21 protein-coding genes are annotated in these 22,841 nt (G+C 40.6%); 7 read left to right on the forward strand and 14 right to left on the reverse strand.

Annotated elements, in window-relative coordinates:
- Nucleotides 1-120 precede the first annotated feature (120 nt).
- Both ACFPA1_RS09885 and ACFPA1_RS09890 read left to right on the forward strand, forming a co-directional pair.
- Nucleotides 121-1,755, forward strand: coding sequence for a bifunctional metallophosphatase/5'-nucleotidase (locus tag ACFPA1_RS09885; RefSeq protein ID WP_378582429.1), 1,635 nt, complete (start codon nt 121-123; stop codon nt 1,753-1,755).
- A 580-nt stretch (nt 1,756-2,335) separates the two neighbouring features.
- Nucleotides 2,336-2,488: a hypothetical protein gene (locus ACFPA1_RS09890; protein ID WP_213145627.1), complete on the forward strand. Its 153-nt coding sequence runs from the start codon at nt 2,336-2,338 to the stop codon at nt 2,486-2,488.
- A 73-nt stretch (nt 2,489-2,561) separates the two neighbouring features.
- Here ACFPA1_RS09890 and ACFPA1_RS09895 read toward each other — a convergent pair whose 3' ends face one another.
- Nucleotides 2,562-3,119, reverse strand: a complete 558-nt coding sequence (locus ACFPA1_RS09895) for a hypothetical protein (protein ID WP_378582504.1) — start codon at nt 3,117-3,119, stop codon at nt 2,562-2,564.
- A gap of 166 nt (nt 3,120-3,285) precedes the next feature.
- Here ACFPA1_RS09895 and ACFPA1_RS09900 point away from each other — a divergent pair, with 166 nt between their 5' ends.
- Nucleotides 3,286-4,821 carry a phosphoesterase gene (locus ACFPA1_RS09900; RefSeq protein WP_378582430.1) on the forward strand — a complete coding sequence of 512 codons (1,536 nt, stop codon included), beginning with the start codon at nt 3,286-3,288 and terminating at the stop codon, nt 4,819-4,821.
- A 110-nt stretch (nt 4,822-4,931) separates the two neighbouring features.
- The gene (locus ACFPA1_RS09905; RefSeq protein ID WP_378582432.1) at nt 4,932-5,987 is read left to right on the forward strand and encodes a HupE/UreJ family protein; all 1,056 of its coding nucleotides are present in this window, start codon (nt 4,932-4,934) and stop codon (nt 5,985-5,987) included.
- A gap of 316 nt (nt 5,988-6,303) precedes the next feature.
- Here the strand turns inward: ACFPA1_RS09905 and ACFPA1_RS09910 are convergent, their stop codons facing one another.
- The 8 genes from ACFPA1_RS09910 to ACFPA1_RS09945 all read right to left on the reverse strand — a co-directional run bounded on the left by ACFPA1_RS09910 (nt 6,304) and on the right by ACFPA1_RS09945 (nt 15,273).
- Complete coding sequence (locus ACFPA1_RS09910) at nt 6,304-7,371, reverse strand: phosphotransferase family protein (RefSeq protein ID WP_378582434.1); 1,068 nt, start codon at nt 7,369-7,371, stop codon at nt 6,304-6,306.
- Nucleotides 7,372-7,450: 79 nt separating this feature from the next.
- Nucleotides 7,451-8,686: an acyl-CoA dehydrogenase gene (locus tag ACFPA1_RS09915; protein ID WP_378582436.1), complete on the reverse strand. Its 1,236-nt coding sequence runs from the start codon at nt 8,684-8,686 to the stop codon at nt 7,451-7,453.
- An 89-nt stretch (nt 8,687-8,775) separates the two neighbouring features.
- On the reverse strand, nt 8,776-9,558 hold the full coding sequence (locus tag ACFPA1_RS09920) for an enoyl-CoA hydratase (RefSeq protein ID WP_378582438.1): 783 nt from the start codon (nt 9,556-9,558) through the stop codon (nt 8,776-8,778).
- Nucleotides 9,555-10,442, reverse strand: a complete 888-nt coding sequence (locus ACFPA1_RS09925; RefSeq protein ID WP_213145621.1) for a 3-hydroxyacyl-CoA dehydrogenase family protein — start codon at nt 10,440-10,442, stop codon at nt 9,555-9,557. Before ACFPA1_RS09925 ends, ACFPA1_RS09920 begins: the two co-directional genes overlap by 4 nt.
- Before the next feature lie 53 nt (nt 10,443-10,495).
- Nucleotides 10,496-11,671 carry a thiolase family protein gene (locus tag ACFPA1_RS09930; protein ID WP_213145620.1) on the reverse strand — a complete coding sequence of 392 codons (1,176 nt, stop codon included), beginning with the start codon at nt 11,669-11,671 and terminating at the stop codon, nt 10,496-10,498.
- A gap of 34 nt (nt 11,672-11,705) precedes the next feature.
- Nucleotides 11,706-12,842: an acyl-CoA dehydrogenase family protein gene (locus tag ACFPA1_RS09935; protein WP_241113976.1), complete on the reverse strand. Its 1,137-nt coding sequence runs from the start codon at nt 12,840-12,842 to the stop codon at nt 11,706-11,708.
- 149 nt (nt 12,843-12,991) lie between these two features.
- Nucleotides 12,992-14,434, reverse strand: a complete 1,443-nt coding sequence (locus ACFPA1_RS09940) for a sigma-54 interaction domain-containing protein (protein ID WP_378582441.1) — start codon at nt 14,432-14,434, stop codon at nt 12,992-12,994.
- A gap of 173 nt (nt 14,435-14,607) precedes the next feature.
- Complete coding sequence (locus ACFPA1_RS09945; RefSeq protein WP_378582443.1) at nt 14,608-15,273, reverse strand: hypothetical protein; 666 nt, start codon at nt 15,271-15,273, stop codon at nt 14,608-14,610.
- Between the two features lie 627 nt (nt 15,274-15,900).
- Between ACFPA1_RS09945 and ACFPA1_RS09950 the strand changes: the two genes are divergently transcribed.
- Nucleotides 15,901-16,662: an SDR family NAD(P)-dependent oxidoreductase gene (locus tag ACFPA1_RS09950; protein WP_378582445.1), complete on the forward strand. Its 762-nt coding sequence runs from the start codon at nt 15,901-15,903 to the stop codon at nt 16,660-16,662.
- Nucleotides 16,663-16,741: 79 nt separating this feature from the next.
- Nucleotides 16,742-16,900 carry a hypothetical protein gene (locus tag ACFPA1_RS09955; RefSeq protein WP_378582447.1) on the forward strand — a complete coding sequence of 53 codons (159 nt, stop codon included), beginning with the start codon at nt 16,742-16,744 and terminating at the stop codon, nt 16,898-16,900.
- Nucleotides 16,901-16,994: 94 nt separating this feature from the next.
- On the opposite strand, the gene ACFPA1_RS09960 is transcribed toward ACFPA1_RS09955, so the two are convergent.
- On the reverse strand, nt 16,995-18,164 hold the full coding sequence (locus ACFPA1_RS09960) for a solute carrier family 23 protein (protein WP_378582448.1): 1,170 nt from the start codon (nt 18,162-18,164) through the stop codon (nt 16,995-16,997).
- A gap of 179 nt (nt 18,165-18,343) precedes the next feature.
- Between ACFPA1_RS09960 and ACFPA1_RS09965 the strand changes: the two genes are divergently transcribed.
- The gene (locus tag ACFPA1_RS09965; protein ID WP_213145615.1) at nt 18,344-18,664 is read left to right on the forward strand and encodes a hypothetical protein; all 321 of its coding nucleotides are present in this window, start codon (nt 18,344-18,346) and stop codon (nt 18,662-18,664) included.
- A 404-nt stretch (nt 18,665-19,068) separates the two neighbouring features.
- On the opposite strand, the gene ACFPA1_RS09970 is transcribed toward ACFPA1_RS09965, so the two are convergent.
- From ACFPA1_RS09970 to ACFPA1_RS09985, 4 genes are all read right to left on the reverse strand, one after another.
- The gene (locus ACFPA1_RS09970) at nt 19,069-19,743 is read right to left on the reverse strand and encodes a DUF2642 domain-containing protein (RefSeq protein ID WP_213145614.1); all 675 of its coding nucleotides are present in this window, start codon (nt 19,741-19,743) and stop codon (nt 19,069-19,071) included.
- Nucleotides 19,744-19,771: 28 nt separating this feature from the next.
- Nucleotides 19,772-21,139, reverse strand: a complete 1,368-nt coding sequence (locus ACFPA1_RS09975) for an arsenic transporter (protein ID WP_378582506.1) — start codon at nt 21,137-21,139, stop codon at nt 19,772-19,774.
- Nucleotides 21,140-21,657: 518 nt separating this feature from the next.
- A complete protein-coding gene (locus ACFPA1_RS09980; RefSeq protein WP_378582450.1) occupies nt 21,658-22,083 on the reverse strand; it encodes a heterocycloanthracin/sonorensin family bacteriocin in 426 nt (141 codons plus the stop codon).
- Nucleotides 22,084-22,263: 180 nt separating this feature from the next.
- Complete coding sequence (locus ACFPA1_RS09985) at nt 22,264-22,572, reverse strand: hypothetical protein (RefSeq protein ID WP_213145612.1); 309 nt, start codon at nt 22,570-22,572, stop codon at nt 22,264-22,266.
- Nucleotides 22,573-22,841 lie beyond the last annotated feature (269 nt).

The raw sequence follows: 22,841 nt of genomic DNA on the forward strand, positions 1-22,841 counted from the left end.
CAAAATGACAAGTTATGTTCATAGCACAATACTTCTCCCCCATCCTCACACTCTTTTTTACATAAAAATTCCGCCATAAATTTTATCCGCACCCTAAAAAATAGTTTAGGAGGGAAAAAAGTGAAAGGCGCATTGAATGGGAATGCCATCAGAAAAGCTGTACCTGCTTTGATCCTTACGACTGTGTTTTCAGCCGCTTTTGTTTTGGACTCAGGGAGACCTGAAACGACAGGCATTTCTCGCATCATCGAGACTGGTCAGTCGCGCATTCACGTTCAATTGCTTGGGGTTAATGATTTTCACGGCCAATTAAATGTAACTCGTGAAGTAAACGGAAGACCAGTTGGCCGCGCGGATTATCTCGCTGCCTATCTAAAAGAAAGAAAAGCGAAAAACAAAAACACCCTTATCGTTCACGCCGGAGACATGGTTGGCGCAAGCGCACCCGTCTCTTCGCTTTTACAAGAGGAGCCCTCAATCGACGTGTTAAACCAAATCGGCTTTGATATCGGAACGTTAGGGAATCACGAGTTTGACCGGGGCGTGAAGGAAATGCTCAGATTGATTCGTGGAGGTTTCAACCAAAAGTCCGAATACTTTATTGGTGCTGGATTCCCCTATCTATGTGCCAATGTTCTTAACGCAAAGACGAATTCTCCCATTCTCCCTCCCTATAAAATTATGAAAATAGCAGGCATTCCAATCGGCTTCATCGGTGTCGTAACAGATGACACACCCAGCATGGTTGATTCGAACACGGTTGAAGGAGTCAAATTCATTGATGAGGTAACTGCCATTAATCAAGCCGTGACTGAATTAAAGGAACAAGGCGTGAAAGCAATCGTAGTCTTAGCACACAATGCGGGCAAACAGTCTTCCCTCGACGCTGCCGGTACCGGTGAAATTGTAGATATGGCCAAACGGGTTGACAATGAAGTGGACGTCATGTTTGCTGGTCATAGCCATTCCTATTTAAATACGGAGGTTGACGGAAAGCTGCTTATCCAGGCTGAATCATACGGTACAGCCTTCTCCGATGTGGATTTGGAGGTTGACCCGGTAACGAAAGATATTGTGAGAAAAAAAGCGGAGATTGTTGTTACCTATCATGACAGCATCAAGCCAGACCCAGAAAGGAAATCATTGATTGCAAAATATGAAACAGAAGTTACCTCTGTGATGGACGAAATTGTTGGAACGGTTGCTTTTGATATAGTTGGAAATCGGAACGAAAACGGAGAATCCGCTTTGGGCAATCTGATTGCCGATTCCGAGCGTTCCATGATGAATACGGATTTTGCTTTTATAAACCCAGGTGGAATCCGGGCAGATATTCAAGCTGGTATTGTCACTTATGAACAGCTGTTAACGATATTGCCCTTTCATCATCACCTCGTGAAGATGACGTTGTCTGGCGACCAAATCCGTCAAGTATTAAATCAACAATGGCAGCCAGGCCAAGTGCGTATGCTTCAGGTTTCCGGTTTGAGGTATACCTGGAATGAAACGAAAGCTGACAGTGACAAAGTAGTCGATATGTTTATGGACGATGGTGCTCTCATTCAACCTGAAAAAACTTACACCGTAACCGTAACTAGCTATCTGGCAAATGGCGGTGATCATTTCACTGTTTTTCGGAGTGGGACGTATAAAGAGATTGGACCTATTGATGTCGATAGTTTTAAAGAATATATGAAACAGTTTAATCAACCTATTCTCTCTTTCATTGATGGGCGGGTTCAAAAGGTTCACTGATAGAATCCCTGCTAGTGAATGAAGGACATTTCCTCCCTGTAGCTCCTCTCTTTTGTCCTTCATCGCCTTGATGACTGTCCCAACCCGAGGTTCTTTCATTTTGTCTTTCATCCCCTCGATGAAGGACATTTCCACCCCGGGGCTCATTCGTTTTGTCTTTCATCCCCTCGATGAAGGACATTTCCACCCCGGGGCTCATTCGTTTTGGCCTTCATCCCCTCGATGAAGGACATTTCCACCCCGGGGCTCATTCGTTTTGGCCTTCATCGCCTTCATGAAGGACATTTCTACCCCGGGGCTCCTTCGTTTTGGCCTTCATTGCCCTCATGAAGGACATTTCCATCCCAGGGCTCTCTCGTTTTTGCCTTCATCACCTTCATGAAGGACATTTTCAACACTAGGTTCCTCCATTTTGTCCTTCATCGCCAATGCGGACAAATTCGCAAGAAATATTTAAAGGTAACTTTACACTTTCTTTATCTAAGCTTAAAAAATATAGGCTACAATTATCGTAAGTAACCGATTTAATAGCCACAACGTTAAGGAAAATCAAATTTTATTCATAAAGGTAGGATGACTTATGAATATTTCCTATAAAAACTATCAAGGCGGAAATAATAATTTAGTCGTAGTAGAAAGCGATGGAGTGGTTACCACAAGTTTAAAAGATAAGGATACCGCAATAAGAACCCATAAAAGAAAATTAAAGCGGTTAAAGGCTAAACAAAAGTGAAACATAGGGACGGTTCTCGTGGCAATTTTAATTTCATGTTTAAAAAAGCCTGCAGAACCGACCCAGTGGTTTCTTAATAGTTTTTTATCAGCATTTTATCAATTTCACGCACTTGATCATATGAAATTAATAGTTTCTCAGGTACCAAGGTTCTGCCGTATTCCCAGGAAGTCCTTTCTATTTGAGATAGAAGCTGTACTTTTTCTTCATCTCCACCATAATGAATTGTCCTTAAGTCATGTTTGTTTTTCTTAAAATCTAAATAATATCCGAGTTGACGATAAAGAATAAGTTTTACACAGTCTTCATCTGTTTGTTTAATTTTAAAGTTAATATTAGCTATGTATCCATTTATTTGTAGGTAGTTAAATTTAATAGTATTTGTCGATACGTTGTAACTCATCGGTGCAGGTAATTTATTGTTCATCTCATAATTAATATCTAATTTGTGCTCTTCTAAAGTATTGCTTATAATCTCCTCAATATCCCATATATAAAGCATTCTATCGACCACTTCCCTTCCTAAAATCTTTTCATTAAAAATAATTTTTTCTGCCTTCCTCTCTTTATTTTTATGAAATGGTAACGGAAAGTAAATCCTTCCATTTACCTTAAGTCTTAATACCTGCATCAACCGTATCCTTCCATTTTTTTATTATTTATTTCGACAAAGATAGTTCTTTTGTCTTATTTTTCCTGATTTACACAACATTTACAGAATGTTTATTCTCCCCTAATAAAACTTATTTAATATTTAAGCTGTTGAGCAAGCAAATTAATAAGGGGGAGAAGGAAAAATGAAAACTCGTTTTAAGAAGGCTATTCCTTTCATTGCTACAACTGTTCTAGCAACAACTGCTCTTACAACCCAATCATTATTTAATGAGGGTGGTAATCAAAAAGCAGAAGCTCAGTCAGTCTCAAATGAAGATGTGAAAAAGAAGGATGCTACATGGCTAGCAGGAGATCACCACGTACATAGTGAATGGAGTGTTGGTTGGGACAATTCTACAAATCCTCCGACTGCTATTAGAGGTGGGGATGCTATCTATCCAATCTCTAAAAATGCCGAAAATGGTAAAAAGTATGGACTGGATTGGATGATGACAACAGACCACGGCGGTCCTAATCATTCCAAGGTTAACTTAGAGCAAGCATATCCTGAGTTATTAAAATCACGCGCTGCTGTTCCTGAAGTTCTTCAATTCTATGGAATGGAGTTTGATACACCAGCAGCTGATCACAGCACGCTAATGATCCCAAAAGTTGATAATGAATCGCAAGTGCTTTATGAAATTGAAAGTAAATTCAATAAACGTGACCCATATCCAAATGATGGAAGCAGGGATACGGAATCAACTATGATTGAAGCTCTTAACTATATGAAACAAATGGACGAACTTCCAATTTCTATCGCACATCATCCATCCCGTTCAGCGACAGGTGTTGGAGTCTGGGGACAAGATACTCCGCAAGAATTCCGTAATTGGAATGATACAGCACCAAATATCTCTATCGGAATGGAAGGAGCTCCTGGTCACCAAGCAGCTGCTATTAATCCAGATGGCACACTTGATCCTAAAGGATCCCGTGGCTCATACGGAAACGTAAACGCTCCAACAATGGGTGGATTTGACCAAATGTCAGCTATCGTTGGTGGTTTATGGGATTCGATGTTAGGTGAAGGAAGACATTGGTGGATTACTGCTACCTCTGACTCACATGTTAACTGGCGTGATGGAGGAAGTGACTTCTGGCCTGGTGAATATTCGAAAACATATGTTAAAGCGAAGAAAGATTATAAGGATGTAATGGAAAACCTTCGTAATGGTAATGTGTTTGTTACCACGGGTGACCTTATCTCAGAACTTGATGTTAAACTGCAGGCAGGAGGAAAATCACCATTGCATGCACAGGCAAAAGGAAATACAGCATCAATCGGTGAAACACTTACACTTCCAAGTAAGAAATCTGATGTAACAGTAACAGTTCGCATCAAAGATCCAAACGCCGCGAACTCTCATGGAGATAAGCCAAATGTTCAACGTGTTGACTTAATCATGGGAGAAGTGAACGGAAAAGTGGAAGACCGCTCAACTGCTTCTAATCCAACTACAAAAGTTGTGAAGCGTTTTACTGAAAACGATTGGAAACAAGATGGTGAATACATCACGATTACTTATACTTTAAAAGATGTGGATAAAGATAGCTACATTCGTTTACGTGGTACTAACACTGATCAATTAGAACCAGAAAAAGATCCTAAAGGTGAAAACCCATGGAATGATCTTTGGTTCTACTCAAACCCAATTTTCATGAAAGCAAGTAAATAATTAGGAATTCAAGGAGAACTTGACGAGGGGCATTTTATACTCCTCGTCTTTCCGTTATCTTTAATCATCAACAACATTGCGAGAAAACATTTGAAATGGACGTGGAATGAATGAAAAAGCTATGGCTGCCTAGTTTATTCTTTTTACTTTTATTTGGTTCCCTTTTGCCTGCCCCATCATCTGCTCATACAAATAATAGTGAAGGTTTTTCTAGCATTGATGTGAAGGAGAAATCGCTAGATTACGAGTTAAAACTCGATCTAGAAGAACTAGGGCATGCCCTTAATAAGACAACAGCTGAAAAGGAACTAATTAACAATAAGATTGTGGAGCAATATATTAATTCCCATATAAAACTTTATGCGGATAGTCAACTTATTGAGGGCAAATTGGAAAAATCAGATATAGAGATGATTAACGAGAAACCATTTTCGGTCATTAACTTGAATTATAATATTGAACATAAAGCCCAAAAACTAGTAATGGAATATAATATGTTTTTGGACGACTCCGATCCAAGTCATGCCAATTTCGCAACCATTAAAATGGACGGGAAACAACAGGAAAAGGTTCTTACGTTTGAATCGAGGGAATTAGAAATTGGTGAAGTAAGCCTTTTGCAAAATGTTAAACAGTTTGTCGTTCTTGGCTTAGAGCATATTTTTACAGGCTATGACCATATCCTGTTTATCATTAGTTTACTTTTTGGGGCAAAAACTTTTCGTCACATTCTTTCTTTAGTCACTGCCTTTACGATTGCCCATAGTATCACACTGGCTCTTGCTACTTTCGACATTGTTCAGCTGCCAAGCAGATTTGTGGAATCCGCGATCGCTTTAAGCATCGTCTACGTTGCGCTTATGAATATTTTTAATAAGGACTCCAAACACCAGCCATGGCTTGCCTTTGCTTTTGGTTTAATCCATGGATTCGGTTTTGCAGGAATCTTATCGGAAATGAGATTAGACACAAACCATATGGCTGCGTCCCTCTTATCTTTTAATATCGGGATCGAAATCGGCCAACTTATCATTGTTTCTTTGGTATACCCGCTTATTTTATGGATCAAGAAATTAACGGTGAAACCAATAAAATGGGTCATTCCCGGAACATCAGCAGCCATTTTAGCATTTGGTCTTGTGTGGTTTATTCAAAGAGCTTTTTAAAAAGGCTTTTTTCGTAAATACAGTTGCTTCTTTCTATAGAATTGACGTAGCAAAGAGTAATATTAGACTTTTTCAGAGGGTTTTCAGATCTTTTTTGTGAATCCAGCACTTTTATTTGCGATTTTAATAGTNTTTGCAATTTTTATTTGCGAATCTGACACTTTTATTTGCGAATTCAAACCTTTTATTTGCGATTTCTATTTCTTTATTTGCGAATTCTTATTAGCAACTATTTTTTAGAAAAGAGCCTAAAAAAATGCCATAGGGACGGATTTCTATCATTTTGAGGCAAGAGAACCGTCCCCATGCATCATTCCTAAAGCCCCTTAGTCGACAACAAGGCGTATTCAATATAGCTGGCAGCTGCTCGATTCATCCGTGCAAATCTCTCGTCCTGGGTCTGTCCTTTGAAATACCGGAAGTAAATTTGCTGAGCTATGACAGCTAATTTAAAGTACGAGAAGGTAAGATAAAAAGGTATATTAGCAACCTCAATGCCGCTTTTCTTCGCGTACCTTTCTAAAAATTCTCTGCGAGTAAAGAAGCCTTCTTTTGCTGTGACAGGTTGTTTTCCTGACCCGCCTTTTAATTCGTCAGGGTCGCCGGATTCCAGCCAGTAACATAAGGCTACCCCAACATCTGCAAGCGGATCGCCGATTGTTGCCATTTCCCAATCAAACAAACCGTTCATCTCACGAAAATCCTCTGAAAACATCGCATTATTCAATTTATAATCATATTGAATGATGGCGGGTTTAGGTGATTCAGGGATATTTTTTTGCAGCCAGGAAGTTAACTCCTTAACACCGGGAACCTCTTCCGTTTTGGCATTTTCGTACCGTTTAATCCAGCCGCCAGTCTGCCGCTCCATAAATCCGTCCGGCCTTGAGATGTTTAGTAATTCTGTTCTCGTGTAATCGACTTGATGCAGTTCTACTAATTGATCGACCATAATCTCCGATATTTTTCTCCCTATACTAGGTTGATAGGGAACATGTGCAGGAAACTCTTTATCTAACACGATCCCTTTTCTTCTTTCCATGATAAAAAAAGGACTGCCGACAATGGAGTGATCATTGGAAAAAATATACGGTTTAGGGGCAGTTGGAAAGATTGGGTGCACATTCGATAAAATCGTATATTCCCGCTCCATATCATGAGCTTTTGGGGCAACAGGTCCGTGCGGCGGCCGGCGCAGTACCGCCTCCCATTCGCCAACTCGTATTAAATAGGTCAGATTAGATTGACCTGCACCAAATTGTTCAATCTCCAATTTGCCTGCAGGGGCCTCCTCGATATGTTCATGAATAAACTTTTGGAGTTTCTCGTAATCGAGCTCCTCCCCTTTTCTCACATCAATCGTGTCACGAAAGGTTTCCTTCATTTCTTTTTTCACTCCCTTTTAAAAAAAAGTTCAGGCAATGGAGGTCTGACCTCCCATTACCTGAACTCGAATATTGTTTTTAACTCCGGACGGCTGATAATTCTGGAGTTTGATATTTTTTAAGTTCCAATCTGGCAATTTGACGGCGGTGCACTTCATCAGGACCATCGGCAAGTCTTAATGTACGTGCCTGCGCCCAATGATTGGCAAGAGTGAAATCATCACTTACGCCGGCAGCTCCAAATGCTTGAATCGCACGATCAAGCACTTTAAGTGCCATATTTGGTGCAACCACTTTAATCATTGCGATTTCGGCTTTCGCCTCTTTATTTCCAACTGTGTCCATCATATAGGCAGCTTTCAATGTCAATAAACGGGCTTGCTCGATTTCAATTCTTGATTCTGCAATCCACTCTTGAACAACACCTTGATCGGCAATTTTTTTACCAAAGGCAGTCCGGTTAAGCACGCGCTTAGTGAGGTCTTCGAGTGCACGTTCTGCAAGGCCGATTAATCTCATGCAGTGATGAATCCGCCCCGGTCCAAGCCGCCCTTGGGCAATCGCGAATCCTTTTCCTTCTTCCCATAGCATATTCTCGGCAGGCACCCGGACATTATCATAAACAATTTCCGCGTGACCATGCGGGGCATCATCATACCCAAACACTGAAAGGGTTCGTTCAATCTTCACACCTGGTGTGTTTAATGGTACGAGAATCATAGACTGCTGATCATGCAGCTTTGCGGTTGGATCATTTTTACCCATTACAATCGCAATCTTGCAGCGCGGATCCCCTGCTCCTGAGGACCACCATTTTCTGCCATTGATGACATATTCATCGCCATCCCTGACAATACTTGTTTCAATATTGGTTGCGTCACTGGAAGCAACATCAGGCTCTGTCATCGAAAAACAGGAACGAATTTCGCCGGCCAAAAGCGGTTCAAGCCATTGTTTCTTTTGGGCTTCTGTACCATACCGAACAAGAACTTCCATATTTCCTGTATCTGGTGCGCTACAATTAAATACTTCCGGACCAATCATGGATCTCCCCATAATCTCACATAGCGGTGCATATTCCAGATTGGTTAATCCAGCCCCATACTCACTTTCCGGCAAGAACAAATTCCATAGCCCTTCCGCTTTTGCCTTTTGTTTCAATTCTTGCATAATCGGAGGAATATCAGACCAGCGTGTTTCCTGTTGATTCAGCTGCTCCTTATACAACTTTTCATTTGGGTAAACATACTCCTCCATAAACTTAATAACTCTCTTTTGCAAGTTAACAACCTTTTCAGAATATGAAAAATTCATCCTATCCATCCCCTTTTCATGTTTTTAGATAAATTTAAGATTGTACAATAGACCTGAATCGAGTGTTGGCATGTTCACTGTTACCCATTTTATTTATGGGCAAAAACGGGCTTTCTTTTTTCGATAAATGCTGAAACTCCCTCTTTCACATCTTCTGTTAAAAAGACCTCTGCAAACAGTTCAGCTTCTCTTTCAATTCCGGCATGGAATTCCATATTTGTTCCTTCATCTACCGCCTTTTTAATCCGAGAAAGAGCCTGCAGAGAATACCCGCTGATTTTCTTGGCCATTGCCAGTGCCGCGTTCATTCCTTGTCCTGTTGCGACAACTTTGTTCACGAGTCCAAGCTTCACCGCTTCATGTGCCGAAATGGGGTCACCGACAAACATGAGCTCTTTTGCTTTTGCTTCTCCTACTATTCTCGGAAGACGCTGGGTGCCCCCTCCGCCAGGGAAGATTCCCAATTTGATTTCCGGCAGGCCAAGCTGTGCGTGTTCTTCGGCAATCCGGATGTCACAAGTGATGGCAAGCTCACAGCCGCCGCCGAAGGTCAGGCCATTTAAGACGGCAATCGTCGGCTTCGGCAGGAAATCGATTTGGTTAAAGACAGCATGCTGCTCCAATACTCGGTCCTTCATGCCTGCTTTGCCAATGGATTGTGGAAACTCTTTAATATCTGCTCCCGCCATAAACGCCCGGCTTCCTGCCCCCGTCAAGATGACCACCACAATGTCGTGATCGCTGGCAATATCATCAAAGACAGTCTTTAACTCACTGGTTACCTGCCCGCTTAAAACATTTAGCGGCGGATTATCAATCGTCACTATCGCAATATGATCACTTTTTTCCAATTTTACCAATTGCGTATTCACTTTGCCTTCACCCCTGTTTTTTCGTATTCATACCAGCCTTTGCCGGTTTTACGGCCAAGAGTCCCGGCCTTCACTTTTTCTTCTAGGCTTGCAGAAGGCTTATCCTCTTCATTTCCTGTTTCTTTATATTTTTCCGCCAGTGCATAGTAGCCGACATCAATGCCGGATAAATCCATCAGTTCAAAAGGGCCCATCGGGTGGTTTAATGCTTTTTTGACAATCGTATCAATGTCTTTATAATCGCAGATGCCTTCTTCATACAGCTTGAGCGCCTCGTTATTTAGGGCAAACAACAGACGGTTGGCTATAAAGCCCCATGTTTCCTTGCGCAGCAACACGCCGGTACGATTGATTTTTTCACAAACAGCCATTGTGACAGCAGCCGTTTCTTCAGACGTAGTCTCACTCATGACGACCTCGACGCAATCCATCACTAAAGCTGGAAAGAAGAAGTGCATATTGCAGACTTTCTCCGGCCTCCTAGTTACATCGGCAATTTTTGAACTAGCAATCGTGGAGCTATTGGATGCTAAAATGGCATGAGGTGGTGCCAAACGATCAACAACAGCGAAAAGCTCTCGTTTAACATCTAGCTTTTCAACTACAGCCTCAATGACAAAGTCTGTATTCCCTACCGCCACTTCTAAATTAGTAGTATAAGACAACCGGGCGAAGGCCTGATCCAAGCCTTCCTGACTGATTTTCCCTTTTTGAACCCATTTTCCCATTTGAAAATCAAGGGCTTCCTTTGCCTGTTCCAACGCCTTCTCCTGGATATCGTAGATGGTTGTTGAAAACCCGCCTAACGTGCATAACATGGCAATTTGGTGTCCCATAGACCCTGCACCTAACACCGAAATATGTTTTACATCCTGTATATTCAATGATTTCACTCCTTCCGGTACTAACCGGTTAGTACTTTAGCAATATTCAAAACTTATCCTTCTCGCTCAATCAACGCTGCAATACCTTGGCCACCGCCGATACAGGCCGTAATCAAAGCCCGCTGTTTATTTGATCTTTGTAATTCGTAAACGGCTTTCGTCATCAAAATGGCTCCTGTTGCTCCAAGTGGATGGCCGTGTGCAATTGCTCCTCCGTTTACATTGAGCTTTGCTTCGTCAATTTCCAGCTCGCGGTTACAGGCAAGAACTTGAGCAGCAAACGCTTCGTTCAATTCTACCAAATCAAAATCATCGATTTTTAAACCTGTCCGCTGTAATAGCTTTCTAGTTGCCGGTACTGGACCAATTCCCATAATATTAGGATCAACACCGCTTACGGCTGAGTCACGTACAACTGCCAGCGGCTTTAAGCCTAATTCTTCAGCCTTTTCACGGGACATGATCACTAATGCACTGGCTGCATCATTGAGTCCTGAGCTGCTTCCGGCTGTAACAGTTCCTCCTTCAAGGAAGGCTGGCGGTAATTTAGCTAATCCTTCAAGCGTCGTTGATGATCTCGGATGTTCATCCACTGCAAATGTGATAGGCTGCCCTTTTCTAACAGGAATTTCAATAGGCACAATTTGTTGTTTGAAAAATTCTTGTTCCATAGCGGCTGCCATTCTTTGCTGACTCCTTAATGAATAGGCATCTTGTTCTTCTCTAGAAATATTATATTTTTTCACTAGATTTTCAGCCGTGATTCCCATTGGAGGATCACCGATTTCCTTTGGTGAAAGCTGCGATTTGCGAAAACTTGGGGGCGCTGCACTGTACGCTTTTGTTGCGCGATCCATTAAATAAGGAGCACGGCTCATGCTTTCGGTCCCACCTGCCACATAAATATCACCTGCTCCGGCATTAATCGCCTGGGCAGCTAAAACGACGGCATTGATACCGGATCCGCACTGACGGTCAATGGTTAAACCAGGAATTTCAAGGGAAAGCCCCGTTTGCAGAGCTGTTAACCTGGCAATGTTCCCGCCGCCGCTTAAAACGTTTCCAAAAATAACATCATCAATCTGATTCGCGTTAACACCTGCTCGATTTAGCGCTTCCTTAATCACGACTGCACCAAATTCATGGGCATTCAGGCTGGCTAATGCCCCACCCTGCCTTCCTATTGGAGTCCTTACGGCTGATACGATCACTGCATCTCTCTTTGACATTCTTTTTTCCTCCCTATTCATCTATTAACTATGTTTATAGTAAAACCTGTCGTGCAATGACAAGCTTTTGTATCAAATTTGAACCTTCATAAAACTGGGTAATTTTCGCATCCCGCAGCATTCTTTCCACAGGGTAGTCATCGGTGTAGCCGCTGCCTTCTAGCATTTGAACCGCATCCGTGGTCACCTTCACCGCGGTATTCGAACAGAATAGCTTTGCCATAGAGGCTGAACCTGCCACTTCAGCTGATCCGCTGTCCAGCAATTCTCCACCGTAGTAAAGCAATCTTCTTGCCGCCTCAATCTCTGTTGCCATATCAGCCAGCATTAGCTGGGTATTATGAAATCTCAAACTCTCCCTCGAAGAGCGCATAAATTTATGGGCATACTTTATTGCCTCTTCATATGCGCCTTGTGCAATCCCCAAAGCTAGAGCCGCAACATTTAATCTCGTTCGATTAAGCGTTTCTTTTAAAATTTTAAATCCTTTGCCCTCCCCTCCAATTAGTTGTGATTGGTTAATTTTTACATTTTCTAAAATAACCTCTCTTGCGGGAATCCCTTTTACACCCATTTTCCCTGTTTCTCTTCCTACTATTAGTCCAGGTGTACCTTGCTCGACAATAAAATAGGTGATTCCTGCATTTTTTATTCTGGGGTCCATGGTTGCCACAATCATGTAAATATCAGCTACCCCAGCGTTAAACACAAATAACTTTTTACCATTTAAAACATAATAATCGCCCATTTTCTCAGCAGTTGTATAAACCGTTTCGAGATCGCTGGTGATTCCCTCTTCCGTAATCCCAATCGCCCCTATTAACTCACCTGATGTGAGAGGGGGTAAATACTTCTTTTTTTGCTCCTCCGTACCACCTAGAAGAATGGGGTTCATCACCATTTCCTGATTCGTCAACAGCATGGATGTCGAACCGCAGCAGCGAGCAATCTCTTCAATCATGATCAACTGATTCAAGTGCGATAAGCCGCCACCTCCAAAACTAGTAGGTACACTTGTTCCGAATAATCTATTTTCTGCTAACTTCCTGACGTGGGTGTCCGGTATTCTTTGAAGTTGGTCCACATCTTTTGCTGCAGGAAGAAAGCAATCTTCAGCAATAGACCGGATAAAATGACGAACCATTTGAATCTCTTCCTGAATCAATTCCATTGCCCCTCCCATGGTCATTATTCTTTTATAATGCAATTTCTGTGCCAAACTAAATTGACAGGTTATTTAGGCTCCATTCCTTTGGTAATGCAAAAACACAACAAAAAAAACAGTGCAAAATTGCAACACGTTGCATTTCCGCACTGTTTTTAGAAATTAGAATATTTTTGTACTTTCCTTGATAACGTGGATGCATCGACGTCTAGTGCTTTTGCTGCCGCGCGAATGCTGGGGTAATTTTTCAAGGCACGATCGATGAGCTGTTTTTCATAATGTTCCATTTGCTCTTTTAGGGACTTTAAATTGTTCGGCTCAGTGATGATGTTGTCACTTTCCCTTTGTGGTTCAGTCTGCGTTTTTTCGTTATGCTGCTGTATAAACAATTCATTTCTGATGTCCTCAGCAGTAATGATCGGTTTTTCAATCATAATGCACAGCCGCTCAACTATGTTTTGAAGTTCTCGCACGTTTCCCGGCCAATGATAACGTTGAAAGCTATCCAAAACTTCCTTTGAAAAAATCTTATTCACGCCATATTTTTGTCTTATGTTATTGATAAAGTGATAGGTTAACGGAATGATGTCATTTGTTCTTTCCCTTAGCGGAGGAATATGGATTGGAATGATATTTAATCGATAATAGAGGTCCTTTCGAAATCCTCCTTTTTTGATTAAATCTTCTAGATTTTGATTAGTTGCAGCGATCACCCTGGTGTCAATTTTTATCGGCTTTGTCCCACCGACCCTGGTAATTTCAAATTCCTGCAGCACCCTTAGTAATTTGACCTGTAAGTGTAAGGGGATTTCGCCAATTTCATCTAAAAGAATTGTCCCCTTAGCTGCCTGTTCAAATAAACCAACCTTACCCTTAGGGCTAGCTCCAGTAAACGCCCCAGGTTCATAGCCGAACAATTCAGATTCTAATAGATCATTGGGAATCGCCCCGCAATTCACTTTGATAAGCGGCTGGCTGCTTCGATTGCTATTTTCATGAATTACTTTTACAACAACCTCTTTCCCTACTCCTGATTCCCCATATAAAATGACGGTTGAATCGTGCTGAGAGACTCGTAAGGCGCGGTCAATGACTTTCTTCATTTTCAAGTCGTAGGCGACAATGGAATGAATGGCTTTTTTATTGGATTTTAGTTCCTCCAGCTGCCGAGTGATTTCCTCATGCTCCTGCTCTAATTGAAAAATTTCATGCTTGAGCTGGTTTAATACCGTTACGTCCAATATCTGACTGACAACTTTAATGATTTGCTCCTGTTTATTTTTAATCGGGATGGCGGTTACTAAAACTTCCTTGCCATTATAGAGTTTTGTCAGCTGGGTACTAGGTTTTCCTTCTTTAAAAACCTGCAGTTCGACAGTTTGGTCAATGATTTCCTCGATCATTAAATCACGATGCTTGCGGCCAACCACATCACTTGCCGATAATCCCGTTTGTTCCTTAAATGCCGGATTCACTTCGGTAATCCTGCCATCCTGATCAGTGACGACTATTCCTGTTATGGAATGCTGAAACATTTGCTGATACGTTTCATAAATCTCTTTCAGTTTCTCTAATTCGCTCGATGCGTCTGGTAACAACGTCCACTTACGATCCCTATTTGCTATTTTCTTAGTCCTCCTTCCAATTAGGGTTGTATGTAAATAATGTGAATATAGTTATTGTATTCTATATTTTCTGAAAAATAAACGATTTAATCTGTTCATCCCTATTCATTCCTATCCGCAACTCCTGGAATATAGGAAATAGATTCTTAAAGATGATTTTGCCGTTGAGATTTTATAATCTCAAAATATTGTGTATCGCCCAGACCATAATCTTTAAATTTTTCCAGTAAAGTTAGCATAAGTTCTTCTTCTGGAATATCACGGTGTTTGCGAATATACTGCATAAGATCACTGTCTTTTCTTAAGTAATTCAAATATAGCCCTATCCCCTTCTTTAATGGTTCGGGATTGATATTTTCAGACATAGTTTTATCAATCAACACTTGTTTGTAAATGTCATAATATCCTTTCGCCTTTAAGGTATACTGGCTCACAGGCTCAAACTGATCATCGACTATATAAAGATCGATAGCATCTATATGCTCTGCTTTGTCTAACCAAGCTAGGATGGTCAGAATATTGATTTGACAAAACATATCGGCATCAAACCATAAGGAAATATGAGTAAATTTTCCGCAGAAGAGCGGCTGCAATGGTGTTAGTGTGTGTTCAGTGTATTGTTTAGGCGTTACATGATGGACCTTCGCACGTATTTGGATGAATTCTTTGGAAAATAGATTGGGACTCGTATTTCCATAGCACATCGCCTCGTTAAAGGGAACCATTAATTCTTGTTCAAGAAAATTTGTCTTTTTGTAAAAATTATACATAGCTAGTCCATTTAGAATATGTATTGTTCTTTTTCGAATCATTGTTAACAACCTCTACTTCTATTTAATCTAAGCCACGGGGACCCTTTTGTTCCTGCATTTTTGCTTCCACATTTTATAGAGCACTTCTCAGATATACTTGTTCCCCTCTCCTACAAACCGCTATATTTGTACTCATATACGTTAATAACTCGAGAAGGTTTCAACGGATTAATCACGGATTTGTTTTCATTATTTTTATAGTTGTTTTAAGAAAGCAAAAAACCCCATTTCCATTTTGTGCTAAAATAGAAGAAAGTTGTATATAAAGGAGCAGACCAGGAGGGGAAAGAGATAGGTAATGAGAAAGTAAATACGCCGGCCAAACTCATTATTTTTTGCATTCTTTTTGGAATCATTGTGATTTTTGATAGTGTATTAGTGATTGGCTCACCCTATGTATTTATCAAAGTGTTGAATCTTATCGTTGTCATCATACTTTCCTCGATAGTGGGTGCATTTATAAGAGAAATCTTTATTTTAAATAAAAAGAAAAAGTCTCACACAACTTAAATCGCTCATGAACAGGAATCGGGAAACCACCGGGACGGTTATTGATGGTAACCCTCAAGCCGCAGATCCGCCCCCATACATAACACAAAAATGATCTGAATAAAGGAGCTTTAAACAATGGACTTGCAATTACAAGGCAAAAACGTACTTATTACTGGCGGTTCAAAAGGAATCGGAAAAGCGATTGCCGAGGCATTTATTGCGGAAGGCGCAAATGTTACGATTACCGCCAGAGGTTTAGGTTATTTAGAAGAGGCAAAAGCGGTACTTGGCGGCAACGTATCAATTTATCAGGCTGACCTTACTAATCAAGTGGAACGGGACAAATTGATTCACACGTTTATCGAGGAAAATGGAACGATTGATATCCTGATTAACAATGCCGGTGGCAGCAACGGTGGTAAAACAATTGAAACCGATATGGAGCTTTTTTATCAGGCAATGGAACTGAACTATTTTTCCGCAGTACATTTGAGTAAACTGGCTGCAATTCACATGAAAAATCAGAGGTCGGGATCAATCATTAATATTACCTCTGTTTATGGTAGGGAAAGCGGCGGAAAAGTTACCTACAATAATGCAAAAGCTGCACTCATCAGTTTTACGAAGTCTTTGGCTGACGAAGTGATTCCTTATGGTATACGAGTGAACAGTATTGCTCCCGGAAGTATTTTGCACGAGACTGGCAATTGGAAAAGACGCATGAACGAAGACCCGGAGGGCATCAAAGAGTTTGTGAATAAGGAAATTCCCGCTGGCCGCTTCGGTACCCCAGAAGAAATCGCCAATGTTGCGGTATTCCTTGCTTCTGAAAAAGCATCCTGGATTGTCGGGGCCAGCATCAATGTTGATGGCGGACAATCAAGGATGAATTTTTAAGTCGATTTTCGAAGATTGGATGGTTTTCCTTAATTAAGCCATAATAAGAGCGTTTAACCACAAATTAAGGAGGATTAATATGCAGCAGAACCAACAAGCTAAAGGGAATGCGGGTTCCATGATGAAACAGGAATTTGCTGGAACTGATGCACAAAAAGTAAAACAAGAAATTCAAAAAGATGTAAGTGCAGGACAAGGTGCGATGACTTCCCGAGAGGCAGGAGCAATGCGCGATTAAAGAATGGTTCATGGGGACGGTTCTCTTGTGTCATTTTGGTTCACTGAAGTGCGAACTAAAAATTGATGCACAAGAACCGTCCCCATGTGTCATTTTAACTCTCGTTTTTTGTCGTAAAATCGGGTACGAGCCAATGGATAAGCAATCCAGCAATAGTAGCGTAGGCGATACCATTGTGGGCATATCCAACACCGATGATAAAGATGATTGCAACTATTACTAAATTTTTCATATTAGCTAGACTCACTTTTTCTTCTAAAAGGTGACGGATCCCCATTGCGGCGATCATACCAAACAACAGGATACATATGCCGCCCATCACGGCAACTGGAATGGATTGAATTGCCGCACCAACTTTACCGAACAATCCAAGGAGAATTGCAATAACGGCAGCGCCTTGAATGATCCTGCTGGAAAACTGGCGTGTGATGGCTAGTACCCCGAGATTTTCAGCGTAAGTAGTTTGCGCTGGTCCGCCCAGGAAGCCGGAGACTAATGTTGCAATGCCATTCCCCCAAAGGATGCTCGAAAATCCAGGATCCTTTGTAACTTCTTTTCCTGTAATTTCATTTAATACAAACATATGACCAAGGTCTTCAATGATGGTAACCAGGGCAATCGGTGCCATTCCGAAAATCACGACCCAGGTGAATTCCGGCATAACAAAATGTGGAAGTGCAAAAGCCGGTGCAGTAGCTATTGTCTCAAAATCAACAAATCCACGTATCGCGGCATAAACATACCCGACAACAAGACCGATGATGATCGGCAAAAGGCGGATTACCTTTGTGCCTGCTAGCGTTGCGATAACCGCTGCAAGAAGGCTGACGATCGCGACATCCCATTGAGTTGACGCCATACTGGTCACCGCTGTGGTTGCCAGTGAAAGGCCGATAATACTTACAACCGGTCCGACAACAACTGGAGGAATAACCTTGCGGACTTTTTCAAAGCCGAAAAAAGAAATAATCAATGATACAATGGCATAAACAATGGAAACGCTAATAAGTCCTGCGACCGCTTGACCCGGAGAGTGCAGCTTCCCCACATACAACGCAAGCGGAGCAATAAAGGCAAACGATGAACCTAGATAAGTAGGAACCTTTCCACGCGTAATAAGATGGAAAATCAAGGTTCCCAAACCACTGGCAATTAGGGCACTTCCCGGATCAAGACCGGTGAGTGCTGGGACCAAAACAGTTGCACCAAACATCGCAAACAAATGTTGTAATGACAAGGGTATTGCACTTAAAAAATTTTTCAATCGTGTTCCCCCCTTTTGATAGTTCATTTGTTCTATTCAATGTTAAATATTCGAATGAAAAATGTTTTATGTCTTTTTTGATTACATTTTTCTATTTTCTGTTTACACAAAAAAGGCCCCTGCCGGAAGCCCTATTTCATGCTAAAATTATCGATAAAAAATAAGATGGTGAACTTCGAATGAGAATAAATTTATCAGAAAATCAAATAGCGGAAATAAAACAAATCGTTCAAAAAGAACTTTTGATAAAAGGAATAGAACCAACAGATGAATATTTATTTATCCACTGTTTTTCGAAAAAACAAAAAGAAACCGTCTATTATCATCTGTTTTCAGAAAATGATACGTTGATTATCCGTTGCTATGCGCGCGTGTTTGACAACTTAGGTCTGGTCGTGATAACCAGAAGGACCGCAAAAAATGTATTTGAATATCTGGTAAACCAAACTGGATTTCAAAACACAATCTATCTAGAAAATGGGATAGAATTTAGATTTTAAAGAAGGGACGGACCCTATTTATTATAAAGGCTCAAATGATTTAGCCTTATTATCCGATGGGCTATTAAATAGATTATAAGTAACAACACAATCCCCAACCCAAGCAGTGCTGTCCCAATACTTGCTGCTTTATTTTACTTATTTTAAGAAAGATGAACGGACAAAATCTTTTTAGCCTGAACAAAATTAAAGTCAATAACATATCATAACCATAGGTAGGACACCAGAAAAAAAGACCGTGACAAAAGCGACACGGCCAAATACAGTGTTAACGGTGATTCAATAATCCATCCTCGTCTGCCAACAGGATGGATTATTCATTTTGTAAATATTGACCCAACATGACATCACTCTTCACTTTCTTTAATGTTGTTATATCAATCTCTCGAGTTTTCACATCGTTGTTAAGGTAATTGTACTGTTTTAATATGCTCCACATTCCGATAGATCCGTTCCCCTTCTGCTGTGATTAAAGCAATTTTGTTATTTTGAATCTTTTGGAGTACGCCGATTTTTTCAGGATGGTCTCCTCCATCAATAATCACAAGTTGATTTTCAAATTTTTTCAACTGCTCATCAAACGACCTTGCTAAAGGAGTGGACTTTGGCATAAGAGGCAAGTTTTCACTGTTTAAGGAATATGGCGTTGTATTTGGTGGGTAGGGAATGAGCCATTTCACATGATTCATTGAGATACACATTGTTTTATATACAGGTGAGTGAAATACGAAATAGTCGTTCATAATGCTGGTTAGGTAGCCATGGATGGATTTATTCCCTGTGACATAAACTTTCAAGAACAATCCTTTAGCAACAGTTAATGCCTTTCGAAAAGATATGGCATCCGTTTCAATTGGTTTTTCCGCCGGTGGGGTATTAGTAAGATCTTCTTCTTCTAATTCAGTTTCTTTTAATCTTTGTACATGAATGAATGGAATATAAATGAAACGATGGTTTTTGCTATCGTATAAGACGATAATGTCTAATCCGCTATCTAACAGGATTCCTTTGTGAAAATTCCCTCCCGAAAGTTCAACTTCAATTTTCTTTCCTATTAAATCAACAAAATCGATCGGCATCTTCATTCTCCTTTTTTACTAAAATATCTTAATGCGAAAGAGCACCGCCAAATAGCCAAGAAACCCAATAATATAAAACGACTAGGGTAAACAGAGTTGCGGGCGGTATGACGACGACCGTGATTTTGATATACTCCCACCAACTGATCATTACTTTTCCTTTCCTTACGATATGCATCCACATCAATGTAGCAAGGGTTCCCATCGGAAGCAGTAACGAGCCCATATCACTGCCAATCACGTTCGCCAAGTAGGCAATTTTCAATTCGAGCAAACTAAGATCCATATGGGTTAATGTGAGTGTTCCAACCATGAGGGCTGGGTGATTATTAAATATATTGGATAGAACGGATAGAAGCACGCCCATCATGACACTCGCGTGGAGCAGGCTTCCAGAAACCATCGGTTCCATGAAACCAATCAACCAGTCTGTCAATCCGATGTTATTGAGACCGTATATGATGGTATACATACAAAAGGCGAAAACGATAATGTACCATGGTGTTTTCTTCAGCATATCGGCTGGGGAGATTTTTAAATATGCCCATCTCCATGCTAAAAGAATAAGCGAACCGATTACAGCCATTAAAGGAACGGGTATGTCCAAAAACGACGCAACAAACAGACTGCAACGGACAGCAAACACGAACAGCAGAACATTTCGCATAAATCTTGAACGGGCTTTTTCTGAAGGATGTTCAATACCTTTAGCTGGTTTAAGAGGGTGATACTTTGAACTTGTCAGCCCTGAAACATTCGTAGGAACGGTTTTCGGTAAGATTTTCTTAAAGCGAAGGAACAAGAACCAAGTCAGCAGCAGCAATCCTAGCGTTGCAGGTACAAACATCATCGCCGTATGCAGCCACAAATCCATATGGACGATTTTAAGCGCAATTAAATTTACAATGTTACTTACACCAATTGGGGCACTCGAAGCAGTCGCAATTAACGCTCCGGATAGCAAATAGGGAATTTTTTGCTTGTTTTTTAAGCCCATATTGTTTAACAGCATGACTAAGATTGGGGTTGTGATTAAAATACTTCCATCGTTATTGAAAAAAAGAGTCATGAGGAAGCATAAAAGGTTGACATACCAGAATAATCTTACCCCTGACCCCTTTGCTCTTTCTGCGAGTTTCTCAGCCATCCAGCTAAAGAACCCAAAACTTTCTAATACAATCGCCATGACAATCGTTGCCATGATCGTAATCGCGGCACCACTTATGGTTTCTGAAATGATCCCCAGGTCTGATAATGAAACACTTCCACTAAGGACGACAATAACCGCTCCGATTGCTGCAGGTATCGCTTCATTGATGCCTTTTGGCCGCCAAAGAATAAGTCCGAGGGTAACCAAAAAAGTCACGATGGTGATCCAAACGGTTAAATGGACCATATTTTTTCTCCCTTCATTTTGTGATTTCTCAGGACGTATCCCTGAGACCACATACCTTCCTCTTCAATTGTTCCGCTGATGTCCCCCCCTACCATCTATCCCTCTTGTGTTGTTGTACTTTATCCTATGAAAAACGAATAAGACAGGCTTTAGACTTGTACCCTTTTTTCAATAAATCAACAGGAGTCTAAAAAATAAAGAATGAAATTCTAATAGCTACGTCTCACTGGGAAAACAAAAAAGCGAAGCAATTAAGCTTCGCACATTAAAATTTATACAAATTCAACGGAAAGGGACATAAATGGAAACTCGCCGATTGGCGAGTCCGCGAGGACGAAGACAGAGGCGTAGTTGAATTTATGCGTTAAGTAAGTATAAAGCTTTCGACAGAAAGTTTATACTTTCTTATTAGCTTACGAAAAACAGTACTGTCCCTTTATTATTTATATGCTTATTTAACTATCCTGCTGGTTCCTTGAATAGTTTATATAACAACAACGCTGACACAGTTATAGCAGTTAATAGTAGCCATTATAGTAGTATTCATCATAATAGCCGCCATAGCAGCTGCCACATCCGCCTACCGCTAAACCAATGCCGAAACAGCTAACACCTACACAGCCAAATCCACCACAGCGGAAACCTCCACATCGAAATCCTCCACATCGAAAGCCACCGCAACGCATGCCGCCACCACAACGCATTCCACCACCACAACGCATGCCGCCACCACAACGCATGCCGCCGCCACAACGCATACCGCCGCCATGCAGGCGCGGATCCAGGCCCTGTGGATCCATCACAACTAACTCACCAGCTTGATAAGGATCGATTCCCAACCCTTGCAATTCAAATTGAAAATTATGCATTTTTTCCTCCCCTTTGTATTTCATCAGGTTAAACCTGAATAGAGAGATAAATGTGTAAGATACAACATTCAACACGCCTTGCACTCTCTTCAACAATTTATGATTTCTTATAGGTCGCTGTCACTAAATAAAGAGCCTATTTTTCGTTGAAGTTTTATGAGATGTTCTCAAAAAAGTCCAAAAATAGATTACTATATTAAAAGATTTGTTATGTAGGTAGAACAATTATTTAACCTTCCCCATATATGCTAGCGATTAAACTTCATCTAGAAAAATGATTCTATGCTTTAACTCTTTATTGGAATCTAAAACACCAATTACAATTTGATTATCTTCAGTTATTGTCACATATCTGAATTGTTCAACCCCATTAATAATTATTGCTGGTTCCAGCTTTGCCTCCATCTTGGCAAAGACATTCTCTGAATACTCAAGTTTTAGAATATCAGCAATTTCTTCTGTGGTTTGTCTAATATATTTAAATAGGAAATCTTGGATTGAAAATTGCTCAATCATCGTTAAATTTTTCTTAAACTTTAACTCATTTACTGAAACTGTTTTCACTTTAATCACTCCTCAAATAGTAATTAAAGTGTAAACTTATCATTTCATAACCTCAACGATATTATAGTGACAGAATATTTACATTTTGATTTCAAGCATATACTGTAAATTATTCTAAAAAAGTTTTTTCTTTTTTTATACGCTTGTCCACACACTTTAACAATGAATGAATATGTTATTATTACCTCCGTCAACCATATATCAAAACCTCCTTTAAGGCGTTTGCACGAATTGCAGACGCCTCTTTTTTATATTTTTAAGGAAAAATT

The organism is Neobacillus sp. GCM10023253 (assembly GCF_042653105.1).
In the GTDB taxonomy this organism is placed as follows: Bacteria; Bacillota; Bacilli; order Bacillales; family Cytobacillaceae; genus Neobacillus; species Neobacillus citreus.